Genomic DNA, 16,095 nt, shown 5'->3' with positions numbered 1-16,095 from the left:
CCCCGGTCAGATTCGGGCGACGCAGACCACCACGGCATCGTCGCGCGGTTGAGTGCGGCCAAGTACCGTCCGGGCGATGGCGCTCGCATCGCAGCTCTGTCCCGGCCCGAACTCCGCTTCCAAGTGGCCACGGAGCCGCGCGAAGCCGTCGTCGGGATGCTCACCGGGCCGCTCGACGAGACCGTCGGTGTAGACGACGACACGTCCGCCGGGCTCAACCTCGAATGTTGCCTCGGAATCCGGGTTGCGGCCCACACCCAGCAGCGCCGAACGACCCCCGAGCAGCAGTTCACTCCGACCATCGGGGTGGCAGAGCACGGGGTAGGGGTGGCCGGCCGAGGCGTGGGTGCCTGCGCCGTCGGGGGTGAGCGACAGACACACGAGCGACGAGCAGCGAACGCCCGGCGTGATCCGAGCGAACTTGTCGAGACCCTGCAGAACCTCGAGCGGGCCATCGCTCACCAGCGCCAGCGCGCGAGCCGCGCTCCGGAGCTGACCCATGGATGCGGCGGCATCGAGACCGTGACCGACGACGTCGCCAACGATCACCACGGTGCGTCCGTCACCCGCGACCGTCACGTCGAAGAGGTCGCCACCCACCATGAGGTGTTCGCTGCCGGGACGATAAACGACCGAGATCCTCCAGCCCGGTGTCGTCGGCAGCTCACCCGCCAGGAGACTGGCCTGGAGGGTCACGGCGACCTCGTGTTGCAGCTCGTAGCGTCGCGCGCGGCCCAGCGCGGCGCTCGCCTCCGCGGTCAGACCGGCGAGCGCCACCTGCGCGGCCGGGGTCAGGTCGGTGGTGTCCTCGAACCCGATGGCGACCAACCCGACCAGTCGGTCCGACATCGTCAGCGGGAGGAACCCAAGCGCACTCCAGGGGAGTTCCAGAAATGCACCGCAATCGAGGTCGGGGGTCGGCCGGCCGTAGGCGTAGCGAGGGGTGCGCCGGCCGGCGAGATCGGCCACGACCCCCTCGTGTGCGGAGATCTCCACCGGAAAGTCCGGCGTCGCGTCCCCTGCGTCGCCGTGGGCGAACAGCTCGAAACGGTCGCGTTCGTTGTCATCGCCTTCGGCGACATAGACCGCGAGCCACGCGGCATCGAATGCTCGCATCCCGCGGCTGGTGATGGCGCCGGCGACCTCGCGTGTCGTGACCGCTGCGTTCACCGCCGACGACAGGGCGAGCAGTTGATCGGCCCGGCGACGAGCCGACACCTCGTTGTCGTGGAGCACGGCGCGCCGAACGGCCTGATCAGCCTGCTCGGCGAATACTCGAACCAGCGTCCGGTCGGCGTCGATGATGGCGCCCGGCGACGAGAACGCGACCACCACCGCGCCAGAAACCTCGCCATCGCGGGCCAGCGGAACGCCGATGACCCGTCCAGCGTGACCTTCGGCGAGTAGCGGACTCTCGGGGAAGCGGCGCCGCAACTCTCTTCCGTTCGTGCAGAAGACGACCTCGCCGGTCCGCACGACCTCGCAGCCAACCGACTGCGTCGCCAGCGCGACGTCCTGGCTCGGTTGTCCCCCACCGAAGTACCGGACCGTGCGGTGTTCCTCGTCGAGTAGCACGACCCGGATCCGGCGCGTTCGCAGGAGCCGGCCTCCCTCTTCGTCGATCGTGTCGAGTACCTCGTCGACCGACATCGCTCCGGAGAGGCGGGTGGAGAACCGCAGGAGACCTTCGAGACGCTCACGGCTCTGCACCTCGGCCCCGAACCCCCGCGCCCGTTCGAGGGCGTGGTTCGTCTGGGTCGCCAGGGTGAGCGCGACCTGTCGATCCTGTTCGTCGAACTCGTGCACCACGTCGAACCCGTAGCCGAGGAGGCCGATCAGACGGCCGTCGGCGTGCAGCGGCGCGATCGCCAAGGACCGGCGCCCGGCCGAGCGCATCCACTGTTCGATCAGCGGGTACTCGCCGATCGACGCGTGGCTGTCCTCCACCACCAACACCTCGCCGTTGGCGAGCTGCGCGAGCGCCGGCGCGCGTTCAACGACATCGGCGATTTCGACCGTGGTCGCCGTTTCATCCGAGCCCGCACGGGTGACCGCCCCCAGGTCGGAATCGAAGAGCCAGACCGAACACTCGGCCCCGTCGAAACTCGCGGCGCTGCGTTCCGACACCACCCGCGCCACATCGGCCTCGGTGAGGATGCCGGCGAGACCGGATGCCACTTCGTAGAGCGCGCCGACCCGGACAGCAGCGCGCTCGGCCACCTGGCGCTGGCGGAGGAGCTCCTGCTCATAGCGGCGTCGCTCGGTCGCCTCGATCAGCACCACGACGGTGCGAGTCCGCCCTCCCGTCGCATCGGCGTGTACTGCGACGTTGATCAACACCGGACGACGGCCACCATCGGCGTCCACCAGCTCGACGGCGATCTCCTTCACCTCACCTGTGATCTCCAGCAGCGGGCGGATGTGGGTGTCGTAGTAGATCCGGTCGCCCGGGGCCAGGAGATCCTGGATCGATCGCCGTCCGACGACCTCGACTCTCGACAGGCCGAGCCAATCGAGGCAGGTCGTGTTGACATCGTCGATCAGATCATCGACCCCGGCGGTGAGATAACCGAGCGAACCTGCGACCATGCGGTCGGACGACTCGGTCAAGCGCGTACGGAGAGGTCGTCGACGAACCGTCGGATTGCGGCCGAGGTCACCTGCGGAGCGGACAGGTTGGGACAGTGACCGCTGACGTCGAGAACGACGAGTTCGCTGTCGGGGATGCGCTGGTGGACGTACTCGCCGACATGTGGTGCAGCGATCGCGTCCCGGGCGGATTGCAGGATCAGGGTGGGCACGTGGACACCAGCGAGATCATCTCGATTGTCGCCGCGAAATGTCGCATGTGCGAACGCCTTGGCGATACCGGGGTCGACGCGACAGAAGCTGTCAGCGAGCTCCTCGCCGAGTTCGGGGCGCTCGGGGTTGGCCATGATCGTCGGGGCCATCGACCGTGCCCAGCCCAGATAGTTGTTGTCGAGTGACTGGAGGAGCTCCTCGATGTCGGATTCGCTGAACCCGCCGCGGTAGTCGCCGTCGTCGATGTAGCGCGGCGATGGACTCACCAGCACCAGCGCGGCAAATTCCTCCGGCCGTCGGGCCGCAGCGAGGACACCGATCATTCCGCTCACGGAGTGGCCCACGAAGACGAGTCCGGTCAACGCCAACTCGTCGATGATGTCGACCACATCGGCCGCATAACCGTCGAGCGATCGGTGCCGTTGAGGATCGAACGCCCCCGGGTCGCTGCCACCACAGCCGACATGGTCGAAGAGCACCACTCGATGGTCGTCGACGAACGTCGGAACGACGTCGCGCCACATCTCCTGGCCGCAGCCGAATCCGTGTGCGAAGAGGACCGGCATCGCGTCGGCTGGGCCGAGGCACTGCACGTTGTTGGTGACGACGGACATCGGGGGAACGATACTCCCCGGTGCGAATCCGGTCAGGTGTCCTGCGACCCGCCGGTCATTCGTCGGTGGGCATCCTCCGTTGCCTTCTCGTCGTACTCGGTACCGTCCGGACCCTTCGTGTCGGGAGTGTTCTCGGACATTGTTCGCTCCTCTGATCGAGCGGCGAAACGGTCACGCTCGTCGGAGTCGGCGAACCCGACCACGGCCCAGTACGCCGTGTTGCCGGCCCGGCGCAGACCCTCGATCCGGTGGTTTCCGTCCTCGACGACCATCTGTCCGTCGCGTATCGACACCACCAACGGCGCCGGCGACCAGCCGTCCTCGATGCTGTCCTGCATCCCTTCGGCCTTCTCGACGCCGTCCTCGTCGAGGCGCCCCAGCGTCGGTTGGTCGGGTGGCCCGGCGAGCCGATTGAGGTCGTCGAACGGCAGTTCCACCGGCCCTGTCCAGCACTGCATCTCCCCCGAGAGGATGTCAGCCAACTCGGCGTTGTCACTGCCGGGGCTGCGCAGGAACGCGGTCACCCACTGTTCGAGCTCGTCGCGGGCAGCAGCCTCTCGTGCGGATTCGATCGTGAAGTCGTCGTCGTCCATGCCCGGCTGTACCCCGTCGACCAGAGGATCATGCACGATCCTCGGCCTGGTCCGGTTAAACCGGGTCGGCGCCGTTCAGGTGGGTGGTCGTGTTGTAGCTGCGCAACGTCCAGTGACCGCCGGCGGGATCGTGCTCCCATTCGGTCAGTCCGGTGTTGGTCGGGAGAACACGAGCCAGCGGCGACTGCTGCACTGCGAGCATGACGCTCAGAGAGGCGGCGATCACCCCGGCGTGGCACACCGCCATGACGGTCGAATCGGGGTGGTCGGTGGCCAAGCGGTCCATCACCCCACGGACCCGCTCGTGAAAGCTCGTCCAGCTGTCACCACCAGGGGCGAACAGTCGATCCGGTTCGGCCGCCATGTCGAACGACCCGTGGATACGACCGTGCTCGGTCCACTCGAGTCCGTCGGCCTCGCCGGTGTGGACCTCGCAGAGGTCGCAGTCTCTCGGTACCGGTGACGCCATACCGAGCGCAGGGGCGAGGATCTCGGCCGTCTCCACCGCGCGGGGAATCTCGCTGGCGACGAGCCGGTCGACACCGGCACCGTCGCGAGCGGCCAGGTGATCGGCGAGCCGAGCCGCTTGGACACGGCCGAGGTCGGTGAGACCGCGACAGTGCTTCGGGCCGGCGATCACACCATGGAGACCCGCGTGGGCATTGCCGTGTCGAACCAGGATGAGTCGCATGACTCTCACCCTAGAAGGGGATCGACAGCTCGCTCCCGGCTAGCGGTGGGGCTCGAACACGACCTTGATCGCACCGGATGCGCGGTCGTCGGCGACGGCGAAGGCCTCGGCCGCTGCGTCGATCGGGAACCGATGGGTGATCATCGTGTCACCCAGGTCGGGCATCTCGGCGAGGAGTGCGGCAGCGCCGTCGATCTCGCGACCGGTGGGCGTGCGGCCGTACATCATCGCGGGGATGAGCTCGGCCTCCTGCATCAGTAGGCCGATGTCGATCGCCACCGGATCCCAGAACGACCCGACCATGCAGATCCGTCCGGCGCGGCGGACGCGCCGGACGCTCTCCTGGATCGAGGCCGTGTTGCCAACGGCGTCGAAGACGACATCGAACCCGTCGGCAAACGTGGTGTGGTCGTCGATCACGGTGGCGCCGATGCGTTCGGCGGCCACACGCTGGTGTTCGTGACGCGCCGCAATCGAGACTGGGAACCCCGAGCGGCGCAACGCCGCGGCGAGGGAGAGACCGATCGGACCCGCCCCGACGACGGCCACCCGGTCGCGGCTCTCCAGCCGGGCCCGATTGACCCCGTGCACGGCCACCGCCAGGTTCTCGACCAGCGACGCGTGGCCGATGTCGACCCCGGCCGCCAGCGGCACGAGCGCCTGCGTCGGCACGCTCATGAACTGGGTCATCCCGCCGTCGGCCATGATGCCCATCACCTCTGCCCCTTCGGCGCAGGAGTGGCGGTCGCCGTCGGCGCAGGGCCGGCAGTGGCCGCAGGATCGGAACGGTTCGAGCGCCACCGCTCGCCCATCGTCGAGGTGGCCGGAGATCTCGTGACCGAGCACCCGACCTTCGGCCCAGCCGGCCGCGAGGAGATGCAGATCGGAGCCGCAGATTCCGACGGCGGCCACCTTCACCCGCACGTCGCCCTCACGAAGGGAGAACTCACCCTCCTCGACGGTCGGCACGCCGTCGATCACCCGTATCGACTTCATCTCAGATCACCACTCGATCAGGTCTCGGACGTGGTGCGTCTCGTTGATCGACCGCACGGTGCGGATGCCGTTGGACGCGGCCCGCACCCGGCTGATGCCGCAGTAGTCGGGCGTGAGCGACAGCGGGTCGTCGAAATTGAGGATCGTGCGCAGGAACACCGACGTCGACATCCCGTGACAGAACACGGCCACCCGCTTCGACTTGTTCGTGTCGATGATGTGCTGGAACCCACGGCTGATCCGCTCGGTGAAGGCCTCGAGGCCATCGCTGAAGACGTGGTCGTGGATGTTGCCCTCGAAGAAGTGGGCGGCGTCGGGATCATCGGGCGACATCTCCTCGGCCGGGATGTAGACCCCGCTCAAGTGGTCGGATTCCTTGATGTCGTCGAGCTGTTCGATCTCGTAGCCGAGCGTGTCGGCGAGGGGGACGGCGGTCTCGACGGCCCGGCGCATCGATGACGAGACGATGTGGTCGATGCGTTCGGTCTCAAGGAACTCAGCCACTCGCTGCGCCTGGAGCAGGCCGGTTTCGGACAGCCCTGGGTTGGCGCCGCTCCCGTCGGTGACCACGTGTCGGTCGGGGCGGCCATGACGGATGATGAAGAGATCCACTCGGTGAGGCTACGACGGGTCGACCATCACCGGCGAAACCAGACCGATGCCGAGACCGGGTTGATCGCCGAGCGCGAGATGACCGCCGTCGACCGGGAGACCGGTCGCGACATCAGCGCCCAGCATCGATGCCGTGCCCAACCCGTGGGCAGCACCGAGCCCGCAGGCGGCGGCGACGTGGGCTGCGTGGGCGAGGCCGACGGCGCTGTCGATCATCGACGTGACGATCACGTCGAGTCCCGCGGCGCGGGCGGCCACGATCATGTCGATCGCCCGATCGGCTCCGCCGAGCGCCTGCGGCTTCACGACCAGTGCGGCGATCGCTGCCGCCCGCGAGATCAGCGCATCGAGATCGCCGAGGTCGCGCACCGACTCGTCGACCGCCACGGGGACAGGGCTCTGTTCGCCGACCGCGACGATCTCCTCGATCCCCCGCACGGGTTCCTCGCACAGCTCGATCCCGTGGGTCGAGGCGTCACGAAGGAAGCCCACGGCGGTGTCGTGATCCCACGCGCCGTTGGCGTCGAGGCGGAGTGCGACCTCACCACCCGCGCGACGGGCTGCCGCCACCCGAGCCCGGTCGACCTGCGGATCGAGTGCCCCGACCTTCAGCTTGATCGTCCGGAAGCCGGCGTCCACATGGCGACGCACGCTTGCGGCCACGTCCGCGGGGTCGGGGTCGGAAACGAGCGCGTTGACGGCCAGCCGGTCGATCACCGCTGTCTCGTCGAGCCGCGGGTGCCAGGCCGCCAGATGGCGATGGAGCGGACGACCGGCCCGCCGGGCGTCGAGATCGAGTGCCGCACCGACAACGGCCGCACGCGCGGCCGGTGCATCCTCGAGCGCGTCGCGCCACCTCGTCGTGGCGTTCCACGCCGTGGGGGTGTCGTCGAGGTCGAGGACGCCAGGCCGGTGCTGGCCGACCGTCGTCGTCTCGTCGGGTGACCAGCCGGTCAGCGGCGATGCCTCTCCCCACCCCGTCAGGCTGTCGGCTCGCAGACGCACCAGCATGCTGTCGCGCCGGGTGACCGTCCCCCGACCGGTGGCGTGCGCGCCGCGCATCGGCAACGACAGCGGGATGACCTGCACCGTGGCCCGGGCAACGACCTCCCGCACGGCCTCGACCACGGTGTCGGGTTGTTCGAGATGGGCAGCATGACCGGCGTCGTCGATGACCGCCACCGTCGCTGCCGGCAGCCGGGTCCCGAGGTCGGCGGCGATGACCCGGAACTTCTCGTCGTCGGCGCCGACCACGAGCGCGGTCGGCACATGGCAGCGAGCCAGTAGGTCGTGCAGCGGCCGCATCGTGCCGGTCCCCGCGGCCCGCAGGCTGCGGGCCAGGCCGGCGCTCGAGTTGCGGAGCCGTTGGGCCCGAGCCCCGGCGAGGAAGTCGGTCCCCAGCCTCGTCTGGGTGGCGAAGAGCGGGTTGGCCATCCACGCGTCGACGAAGGAGTCGAGACCGTCCTGCTGCAGAGTCGCGGCCAGCTTCTCGTCGGCCTCGCGACGAGTGGCCCGCTCGTCCTCGGTCGCAAGCCCGGCCGACGCACCGATCAAGGTGAGCGATGCGACCTGGCCGGGGTGCCGACACGCCAGGGTGAGCGCGACGCGTCCACCCATCGAGTAGCCGAGCAGGTCGAACGGCGCAGGCTCCCCGAGCGCCGCCATCATCTCGACGATCTGGCCGGCCATCTCGTCGACCCCGTGGGCACCCCGGGGCCCCGTCGATCCACCGTGGCCGATCAGGTCGGGGACGATCACGCGACGGTCGATCGCCAGCCGGGACGCGAGCACGTCCATCGTCGAGGCGTCGCCGGTGAACCCGTGGAGCAGCACGACCGGTGCCCCTCCACCGTGGAGCTCCACGCGCAGCTCGACGCCGTCGGCCAGTGCGAGCCGGCGAGACCCGGCCATCAGCGCACGGCGGCGCGTACGGCGGCACCGATCTCGCGCCGCTGCGCGACGTCGGCGTCACGGTCGACCTCGACCAGCACCACGTCGACGCCCGGCTCGGTCGACCTCGTGGCCACGACGAGCGCCGTCCGCAGCTCGGCCGCGGTGGACGTGCGGGTGACCGTGACCCCGCCGATGCCCGAGAAGGCAGCCAGGTCGAGGCCGTGGCGGGTGCGGAACAGTGTCTCGAAATCATCGGCGCCGAAACCATTGCCGCCGAAACCAGGGCCCTCGGCAGCAGGACTCCCCGGTCGTCCGGCGATGGGGAGCAGCGAGAAGATGCCGCCGCCGTCGTTGTCGACGCACACGACCGTGAGGTGCACGCCGACCCGCCTCGCGCCGAAGAGCGCACCGAGGTCGTGGAGCAGGGCGAGGTCGCCGGTGTAGAGCACCACCGGCGCGTCGCCCGCGCTGGCCAGCCCGAGCGCGGTCGAGGTGATCCCGTCGATGCCGCTGGCCCCCCGGTTGCCCACGAAGTCGATGGCCGGGCCGGTGAGTGGGACGAACGCGTCGAGGTCGCGCACCGGCATGGAGTTCGAGGTCATCACGAGGGTGCCGGCGGGCAAGGTGTCGGCGAGCGTTCGGGTGACGGCCGCGCTGAGCAGAGCGCCGCCCTCGACGACCGCTGTCACGGCGCCCGCCGCCGCAGTGTCGAGGGCCGACCAGCGCGCCGCCCACGCCGGGTCGGCCGACGCCGACAGCGCCTCGTCGAGGGCCGCCAGCGCGGCGAGCGGGTCGGCGCCGAGATGCGTCGCCAGGGTGAACGACGCGTCGTTCCAGCGGCGACCTTCGTCGACGAGCACCAGCGGCGCCGAGTGGCGTTCGAGCCATTGGCGCACCGGCTTGGTGGTCGGGCTCCCGCCGAACCGCAGCACGAGATCCGGCCGCAGTTCCTGCGCGATTTCGTCGATCTTCAGCAGCTGATCGGCGTGAGCGACGCGCACCGCACCATGGTCGGCGCTGCGACGGACGCCGGAGATCGGCTCGCCGATCACGACCCAGCCGTGTCGGGCCGCCACGCGATTGATCGCGTCCACCAACGTGCGCTGCCCGTCGACCGAAGTGGCGGCATCGGGCCCGACGACCACCGCAACCCTGGCCGCCGCCGCATACCGGCTGTCGATCTCGAGTCCCGCAGCGGGGGCAGCAACCGACACGGTCGACACCGGGACGGCCTCGACCACCGGCACCCCACCGATCGGTTCGAGCGGCTCACGCAGCGGCCAGTTGAGATGCACGGGGCCCGGCCGGGCGCCGGTGGCGGCATCGACGGCGCGATGGGCGACGAGCCGCGCCGGCGCGGGCGACCACTCACCGGCCACCGGAAGGTCGGCCGCCCAGCGGGTGTTGGTGGTGAAGAGGCCGACCTGGTCGATGGTCTGACCCGCCCCCCAACCACGCAACTCGGGCGGCCGGTCCGCGGTGCACACGATCAGCGGCACGCCGGCGCGATTCGCCTCGACCACAGCGGGGAGGTAGTTGGCGGCCGCCGTGCCCGAGGTGCACACGAGCACCGACGGGCGGCCGGTCATCTTCGCCTGCCCCACCGCGAAGAAGCCGGCCGAACGCTCGTCGATCTGGATCCAGGTGCGCAGGGCGGGTTGGGCGTGGAGCGTGAGCGACAGCGGCGTCGAACGCGAGCCGGGGCTGACGACGACGTCGGTCACCCCGTGCTCCACCAACCCCGCCGCGAACGCGGCGATGACGTCGTAGACCGGGTCAACAGGGGCAGGGTTCATCAGCGGTCCATCACGTCGAGGAGGGCCCGGAGCTTGACGCCGGTCTCGGCCAGTTCGTCGTCGGGGACCGAGTCGGCCACGATGCCGGCGCCGGAGAACAGCGTGGCCGTGCCGTCGCCGTCGACCAGGGCGCAGCGCAACGCCACCCGCAGTTCGCCGTTGCCATCGAGATCGCACCAGCCGACGGGGGCGGCGTACCAACCTCGGTCGAACGCTTCGCGGGACTCGAGCCAGTCGACCGCAGCCGCCGTCGGGGTGCCCGCCACCGCCGGGGTCGGGTGGAGCACGCCGGCCACCCGGAGCACGTCCATGTCGCTGACGCCCCCGGCTCGGCGTTCGATCTGGGCCGTGATGGAGGTCCGCAGATGTTGGAGTCGGGCGAGGCGCAGGACCTCGGGCTCTGCCGCGGTCTCGCCGACCAGGCCGAGAGCCGCGAGCCGGTCGGTGATGTCGTCGACGACGAACTGGTGCTCAGCCCGGATCTTGGCCGAGGCCAGCATCTCCGCCGCGAAGCCGGCGTCGGTCTTGTCGTCCCACCCGACGCCCGTGGTCCCGGCCAACGCCGCGGTGTGCACCTGGCGGCCGTCGAGGGCTACCAACTGTTCGGGACTGGCCCCGAGGAACTGGCGATCGCCGGCCGCGAACGAGAACACCGCACAGCTCGGATAGCGGGCCCTCAGCCGGGCGATCACCGCGGTCGAATCGACGTCGGTCTCCTCGTGGGTGCGGGCCACGACGACCTTGCCGAACGCGCCCGACGAGATCGACTTCACGGCCTCACCGACCAGCGCCGCATAGGGCTCGGCCGTGGGCCCGTCGAGCTTCACCTCGCCGTCGCGGATGTCGAGGTCGACGGGTACCGCGGGCGGGAGTTCGGCCGCTATGGCGTCGACCCTGTCGTCGAGGGCGTCGATCGCCGCCGATTCCTCGACGCCGCCGCCGACCCGGGTCGCCGCGAGGATCCACGACCCGTCGGGGCGGTCGATGAACGTGATCTCGGGGAGGATCCAACTCGCCTCTGGGTAGCCGGTCCAGTCTGGCCCGCGGGGGGCGTCGACCGACGCTGCCGTCCACCCCGACGAGGAGAACGAGAAGCCCCCGAGGAGCATGGGCGCCGGTGCGTCGGCCGGTCCGGTGCGGTGCACGCGAGCGGCGAGCGCGGCCCGGGCCGCCGAGGCAGCCGAGAACCGGCCCTCGCCGACGGGGGTGATCGTCTCGACCGCGCCGAGTCCGACGAACGCCAGGCCTCGCTCGGGGCGGATCCACAGCGCCCGGTGGTGTTCGGTGGACGCGGCGAACACGGCCACCGCGTCGATGCGGACATCGAGTCGGCGAGCGAGCACCACGAGCCCGCCGCCCAGCGCGGCGGCATCGGCCGGGTCGTCGCCCATTCGGGCGAGAGCCCGGGCCCGCAGGGTGCGCTCGAAGTGTCGACCGACGAGATCGGATGCCACCGGCACGAGTCGGTGCATGAGCCCGATCAGGTCGTCACGGTTGCCGCCGCGACGATCACTGTGGCGCTTGAACACCTCGATGGCGTCGTCGATCACGTCTTCGACATGGGTGGCGTGGCGCATGGCGAGCGCCGTCAGCTCCTCGATTGTCACGCCCTCGCTGACGAGCGTGCGGGCGGCCACCAGCATGTCGACGGCATCGGCCGGGAAACGCGGACTGTCGTCATCGCCCGTGCTGACGGGCACGAGGAGGCCGGCGCCGACCACGAGGTCGACGACGAACTCGGGCACCTCGGCACGGCGGGCGAGCTCGACCCGGTCGAGATCGGGATCAGCGGCGTGCTGTGCGGCGAGGTCGGCGAGCAGGCCGCCCGCATCGGCGGTCGAGAGTTCGCCGATCTGGGCGAGAGTGAAACCGCGATCGGCGAGGGCTCGGATCTCGATCACCCGAGCGAGATGCGAGTCGTCGTACCAGGCGACCCGGCCTTCCCTCTGCGGTGGTGCCAGCAGCTTGCGGCGCTGGTAGTAGCGCACCGTGTCGACCGCCACGCCCACGACCTCGGCCAGATCCTCGACGCGATATCGCTGGGGTTCGTCGACCACGTTGTCTCCTGTTCGACTGCAGGCTACCCCCGTCGGTCGGATCTTGCGAGTGTTTACTCCGTGAGTCAGTGCTCTCACACTCGGGCCTGCTCACCCTCCCGAGAGGGCCGGTGCTCTATCGTCTCGACGATGGCACCGTCCGACGATCGCCCCCGCCCACTCGAGATGATCGATCTCGACGACCCCACCGGCAGCCAGGCGGCCCGCAAACGCCGCCGCCCCGTGCTGGAGGCAACCCGCGGCCTCGTGCTCGAGGATCGGGGCAGCGGCATCGTCGGCGCGCTCGTGTCGTTCGCACCGCCCCGTCTCGTGCTGCGCGACCGGCACGGCAAGGACCACACCGTCCGCTATGTCGACGGTTCGGTACGTGCCGCGATCGACGGCAAGGGGGTGCCCGTCGTGCTGCGCCCGCCCGCCCCGACGGCGACGGCGCCGGGTCTCACCGCATCGGGTTCGATCGATCTCGGCGCGGTGCCCGCCCGCGTCGCCCGGGCGAGCCGCATCTGGGTCGAGGGCATCCACGACGCCGAACTCGTCGAGAAGGTGTGGGGTGCCGACCTCCGGGTCGAGGGTGTGGTCGTCGAGCAGCTCGAGGGCGCCGACGATCTCGCCGACCGGGTGCGGGGGTTCCGGCCCGGCGACAACCGCCGCCTCGGCATCCTGCTCGACCATCTCGTCGAGGGCTCGAAGGAGAGCCGCATCGCGGCCGAGGTGAACGACCGCAACGTGTTGATCACCGGCCACCCGTTCGTCGACGTGTGGCAGGCGGTGAAGCCGCAGGTGATCGGCATCGACCGCTGGCCCGAGGTCCCCAGGGGCCAACCGTGGAAGGAGGGCATCATCGACGCCCTCGGCTTCGCCGGACCGCCCGGCGCCTTCTGGAAGCAACTTCTCGGCAAGGTCGAGTCGTGGACGGACCTCGAACCGCAGATGCTCGGCGCCGTCGAAGAACTCATCGATTTCGTCGCCCCACCCGAGGGCTGACGTTCAGAATCCAATTCGGCGTCGGAAGGCCCTGGCCCCCTCGACGTCCACGCCGTCGGGCAGTCGCTCGATCAGGCCCTTGTCGGAGGTGACCACCACCACCGGTTCGGCGTCGAGGGCAAGCTGATGGGCGAGCGCCACGATGTCGTCGTCGGCCGCGTCCCGAGCGGAGTGGCCGGCGAAGCGCAACTCGGTGCGGCCCCGGGTACCGGCGGCCAGGTCGGGCACGGGCCGACCATCGGCGATCACCACCACCCAGTCGTCCTCGGCCCACGGATGGGCCGCTACTGCGGCAACGAGATGCCTCAGCGCGCCGGCCTTGTCACGCCACCACCCGTCGGGAACGCAGCCCCTGACGTTCATCGCGTCAACGATCAGCACGTGCGTCGTCGGCATGGCGTCATTGTCGCTGCTCTCCTATGCTCCGCGCGCCCCTGGAGGAAACATGTCAGCAACAAGATCTCACCTCGGCCGTCGCCTGCTCGCGCTCGCCGTCGTGCTCGCACTCGTGGCCGCCGCCTGTGGCGACGACGACCCCGCCGCCGAGGCTCCCGACGAGTCCGGCACGAACGCCGCTCCCGGCGACGCCGGCGACCCTGACGAGGGAGCCCCCGACGACGCCGACACCGAGGTCGCGGAGGATCCGGGCCCGATCGGCGAGGACCGGGCGTTCTACATCCTTCCCCCCGGCAACTTCGGTGGCATTCCCACCTCCGACGACTCGCTCGACCAGCTCGCCCTCTACGACGGACTCACCCCGCTGCGCGGCGACGTCACCGACGCCGACATCGAGGAGTTCTATCTTCCCCAGGACTTCGCCCCGATCGGCGCGACCACCGTCGAGGAGACCGGCCGCGACGGGCTCACGATCGAGTACGACGAGTTCGGCATCGCCCACATCACCGGCGAGACACGGGACGACGTCTCGTTCGGGGCGGGCTGGGTGAGCGTGCGCGACCGCAGCATCCTCCTCGACTTCGGCCGTGGCCCCGCCCGCGTCGCCGTGGCCGACGTGCCCGGCATCGACGCGTTCGCGCTCGTCCAGAGCGCCACACCCTTCGTGCCCAGCGAAGCGGCCGAGCAGCTGGTGACCGACCAGGTGCAGACCCTGCTCGACACCTACGGCGAGGAGGGCGACGAGATCCTCGCCGACATCGAGGCCTACGTCGACGGCGCCAATGCGTACATCGAGGCCAACGACCTCGACACCGAGCCCTACACCGTCAACGACATCATCGCGACGACGGCGTTCATCGGCTCCATCTTCGGCGCCGGCGGTGGCGGCGAGGCCCGCAACGCCGAGTTCCTCTCGCAGCTCCAGAACCGACTGGGCGCCGAGGAGGGTCGCGCCGTGTGGGAAGACCTCATGCAGACCGACGATCCCGAAGCGCCCACCACCATCGAGGAGCGCTTCGAGTACGGCACCTTCACCGGCGGCGACGTCGTCGGGTCGGTGGCCATCGACGAGGGCTCGGTCATCTCGCTGGACCCGAGCGACCCCCAGCCCGGAGCGGCGCCCGGCGTCGCCAACATCGGCTTCGAAGGTGGAGCCAACACCGGATCGGTGGATGCGGTCGATGATCCGCCGGCGATCAAGGCGTCGAACTGGCTGACCGTCGAGCCCGACGAGTCGGTCACCGGCAACACGCTGGCCGTCATGGGTCCCCAGCTCGGCTACTACTACCCCGAGATCGTGATGCAGGTTCATCTGAAGGGACCCGACTTCGAGGCCCAGGGCGCGGCGGTGCCGGGCCTGGCGATGTACCTCCTGATCGGCCGTACGCCCGACTACGCGTGGAGCCTCACGTCGGCCAACCAGGACGTGCGCGACGTCTTCGCCGAAGTGCTGTGCGAACCCGATGGGTCGACGCCGACCCGCGAGTCCGGTTCGTATCTGTTCGAGGGCGAGTGCATCCCGTTCGAGATCTTCGACGCCGGCACGCTCGCCGGCGAACCGCTCGTCTACCCGGTGTCCGTCCACGGTCCCGTGATCGGCACCGCCCTGTCCGACGGCGAGCCCGTGGCGCTCACCCGGGCCCGTTCCACGTTCGGCCGCGACGTGCTCAACCTGGGCGCGCTCAAGGAGATGACCGAGGGTGTGGCCGACACGCCGGAGTCGTTCTACGAGGTCGCGAACCAGTTCGGGTTCACGTTCAACTGGGGCTACGCCAACCGCGAGAGCGTCGGCTACTTCGCCTCGGGGCTCCTGCCCGTCCGGGCCGAGGGTCTCGACCGTCGCCTGCCCACCCTCGGCAACGGCGACTACGAGTGGCAGGGCTTCCTCGAGCAGGACGAACACCCCCACGCCGATTCGCATCCCGACGGCCGGTTGCTGAACTGGAACAACCAGTCGGCTCCGGGCTTCATGCACGGCGACAACAACCTCTACGGCTCGCACCATCGAGTCGAACTCTTCGACCAGTGGCCCGACGAAGCCGAGCTGGCCGACGTCGTCTCGATCATGAACCGGGCCGCCACCGAGGACACGGCGTCACCGGTCTGGGCAGTGGTGTCCGAGGTGCTCGCCGGTGGAGACGCGCCGTCGGATCTTGCGGCCGAGATCGTCGACATCCTCGATGCCTGGATCGCCGACGACGCCCCGCTTCTCGACGGCGACGAGGACGGCGACTACGACGAGCCCGGCGCCCTTCTGGCCGCCGAGCTGTGGGACCCGCTGCAGAACGCGGCCCTCGCGCCGGTGCTCCAATCGCTGTTCGACGACGAGATCAGCCTCCAGGGCATCGACGAGGAGAGCCTGATCGACAAGGACCTTCGCACCCTGCTGGGCCAGGACGTCGAAGGGCCGTTCCAGGTGTCGTACTGCGGGGCCGGTGATCTCGACGCCTGCGCGGCCGATCTCTGGGCCGCCATCGATGCCCGGGCCGGCGAACTGGCCGCCGAGTTGGGCGAGGACCCGGCCGCGTGGCGCCGCGAAGGACGACGGACGACGTTCGCCCCGGGCCTCATCCCCGACGACTTCCGCAGCACCAACCGTCCGACCTACCAACAGGTCATCGAGTTCGCCCAGGCCGGCTGACCCCGGAACGAGGGTCGCGG

Annotated in this window: 12 protein-coding genes; 2 read left to right on the top strand and 10 right to left on the bottom strand. The window is 69.9% G+C overall.

Annotated elements, in window-relative coordinates; translation table 11 throughout:
* Positions 1-6: 6 nt before the first annotated feature.
* The 9 genes from RIB98_02930 to RIB98_02890 are packed head-to-tail and all read right to left on the bottom strand — an operon-like array spanning position 7 to position 12,054.
* Entirely contained in the window at positions 7-2,610 is a 2,604-nt protein-coding gene (locus RIB98_02930) for a SpoIIE family protein phosphatase (protein ID MEQ8839908.1), read from the bottom strand.
* Positions 2,607-3,416, bottom strand: coding sequence for an alpha/beta hydrolase (locus RIB98_02925; protein MEQ8839907.1), 810 nt, complete (start codon positions 3,414-3,416; stop codon positions 2,607-2,609). Before RIB98_02925 ends, RIB98_02930 begins: the two co-directional genes overlap by 4 nt.
* A 32-nt stretch (positions 3,417-3,448) precedes the next feature.
* The gene (locus RIB98_02920; protein MEQ8839906.1) at positions 3,449-4,045 is read right to left on the bottom strand and encodes a hypothetical protein; all 597 of its coding nucleotides are present in this window, start codon (positions 4,043-4,045) and stop codon (positions 3,449-3,451) included.
* A gap of 19 nt (positions 4,046-4,064) precedes the next feature.
* Positions 4,065-4,700 (bottom strand): histidine phosphatase family protein, encoded by a 636-nt coding sequence (locus RIB98_02915; GenBank protein MEQ8839905.1) that lies wholly within the window; start codon positions 4,698-4,700, stop codon positions 4,065-4,067.
* A 39-nt stretch (positions 4,701-4,739) separates the two neighbouring features.
* Positions 4,740-5,696 (bottom strand): alcohol dehydrogenase catalytic domain-containing protein, encoded by a 957-nt coding sequence (locus RIB98_02910; GenBank protein ID MEQ8839904.1) that lies wholly within the window; start codon positions 5,694-5,696, stop codon positions 4,740-4,742.
* Positions 5,697-5,702: 6 nt separating this feature from the next.
* Positions 5,703-6,308 (bottom strand): histidine phosphatase family protein, encoded by a 606-nt coding sequence (locus RIB98_02905; protein ID MEQ8839903.1) that lies wholly within the window; start codon positions 6,306-6,308, stop codon positions 5,703-5,705.
* A gap of 9 nt (positions 6,309-6,317) precedes the next feature.
* Positions 6,318-8,219, bottom strand: a complete 1,902-nt coding sequence (gene menH, locus RIB98_02900; GenBank protein MEQ8839902.1) for a 2-succinyl-6-hydroxy-2,4-cyclohexadiene-1-carboxylate synthase — start codon at positions 8,217-8,219, stop codon at positions 6,318-6,320.
* On the bottom strand, positions 8,219-9,997 hold the full coding sequence (gene menD / locus RIB98_02895; protein ID MEQ8839901.1) for a 2-succinyl-5-enolpyruvyl-6-hydroxy-3-cyclohexene-1-carboxylic-acid synthase: 1,779 nt from the start codon (positions 9,995-9,997) through the stop codon (positions 8,219-8,221). The genes menH and menD overlap by 1 nt, the downstream gene beginning before the upstream one ends.
* Positions 9,997-12,054 carry an isochorismate synthase gene (locus RIB98_02890; protein ID MEQ8839900.1) on the bottom strand — a complete coding sequence of 686 codons (2,058 nt, stop codon included), beginning with the start codon at positions 12,052-12,054 and terminating at the stop codon, positions 9,997-9,999. The genes menD and RIB98_02890 overlap by 1 nt, the downstream gene beginning before the upstream one ends.
* A 129-nt stretch (positions 12,055-12,183) precedes the next feature.
* Here RIB98_02890 and RIB98_02885 point away from each other — a divergent pair, with 129 nt between their 5' ends.
* Positions 12,184-13,038, top strand: a complete 855-nt coding sequence (locus RIB98_02885; protein MEQ8839899.1) for a DUF3097 family protein — start codon at positions 12,184-12,186, stop codon at positions 13,036-13,038.
* 3 nt (positions 13,039-13,041) lie between these two features.
* Here the strand turns inward: RIB98_02885 and RIB98_02880 are convergent, their stop codons facing one another.
* The gene (locus RIB98_02880; protein ID MEQ8839898.1) at positions 13,042-13,434 is read right to left on the bottom strand and encodes a hypothetical protein; all 393 of its coding nucleotides are present in this window, start codon (positions 13,432-13,434) and stop codon (positions 13,042-13,044) included.
* Between the two features lie 49 nt (positions 13,435-13,483).
* Between RIB98_02880 and RIB98_02875 the strand changes: the two genes are divergently transcribed.
* Positions 13,484-16,075, top strand: coding sequence for a penicillin acylase family protein (locus RIB98_02875; GenBank protein ID MEQ8839897.1), 2,592 nt, complete (start codon positions 13,484-13,486; stop codon positions 16,073-16,075).
* Positions 16,076-16,095: the final 20 nt, after the last annotated feature.

This window comes from Acidimicrobiales bacterium, from assembly GCA_040219515.1.
Taxonomy (GTDB): domain Bacteria; phylum Actinomycetota; class Acidimicrobiia; order Acidimicrobiales; family Aldehydirespiratoraceae; genus JAJRXC01.
The sequence above is the reverse complement of the archived record's forward strand: the minus strand, read 5'-3'. Positions and strand labels throughout refer to the sequence as shown.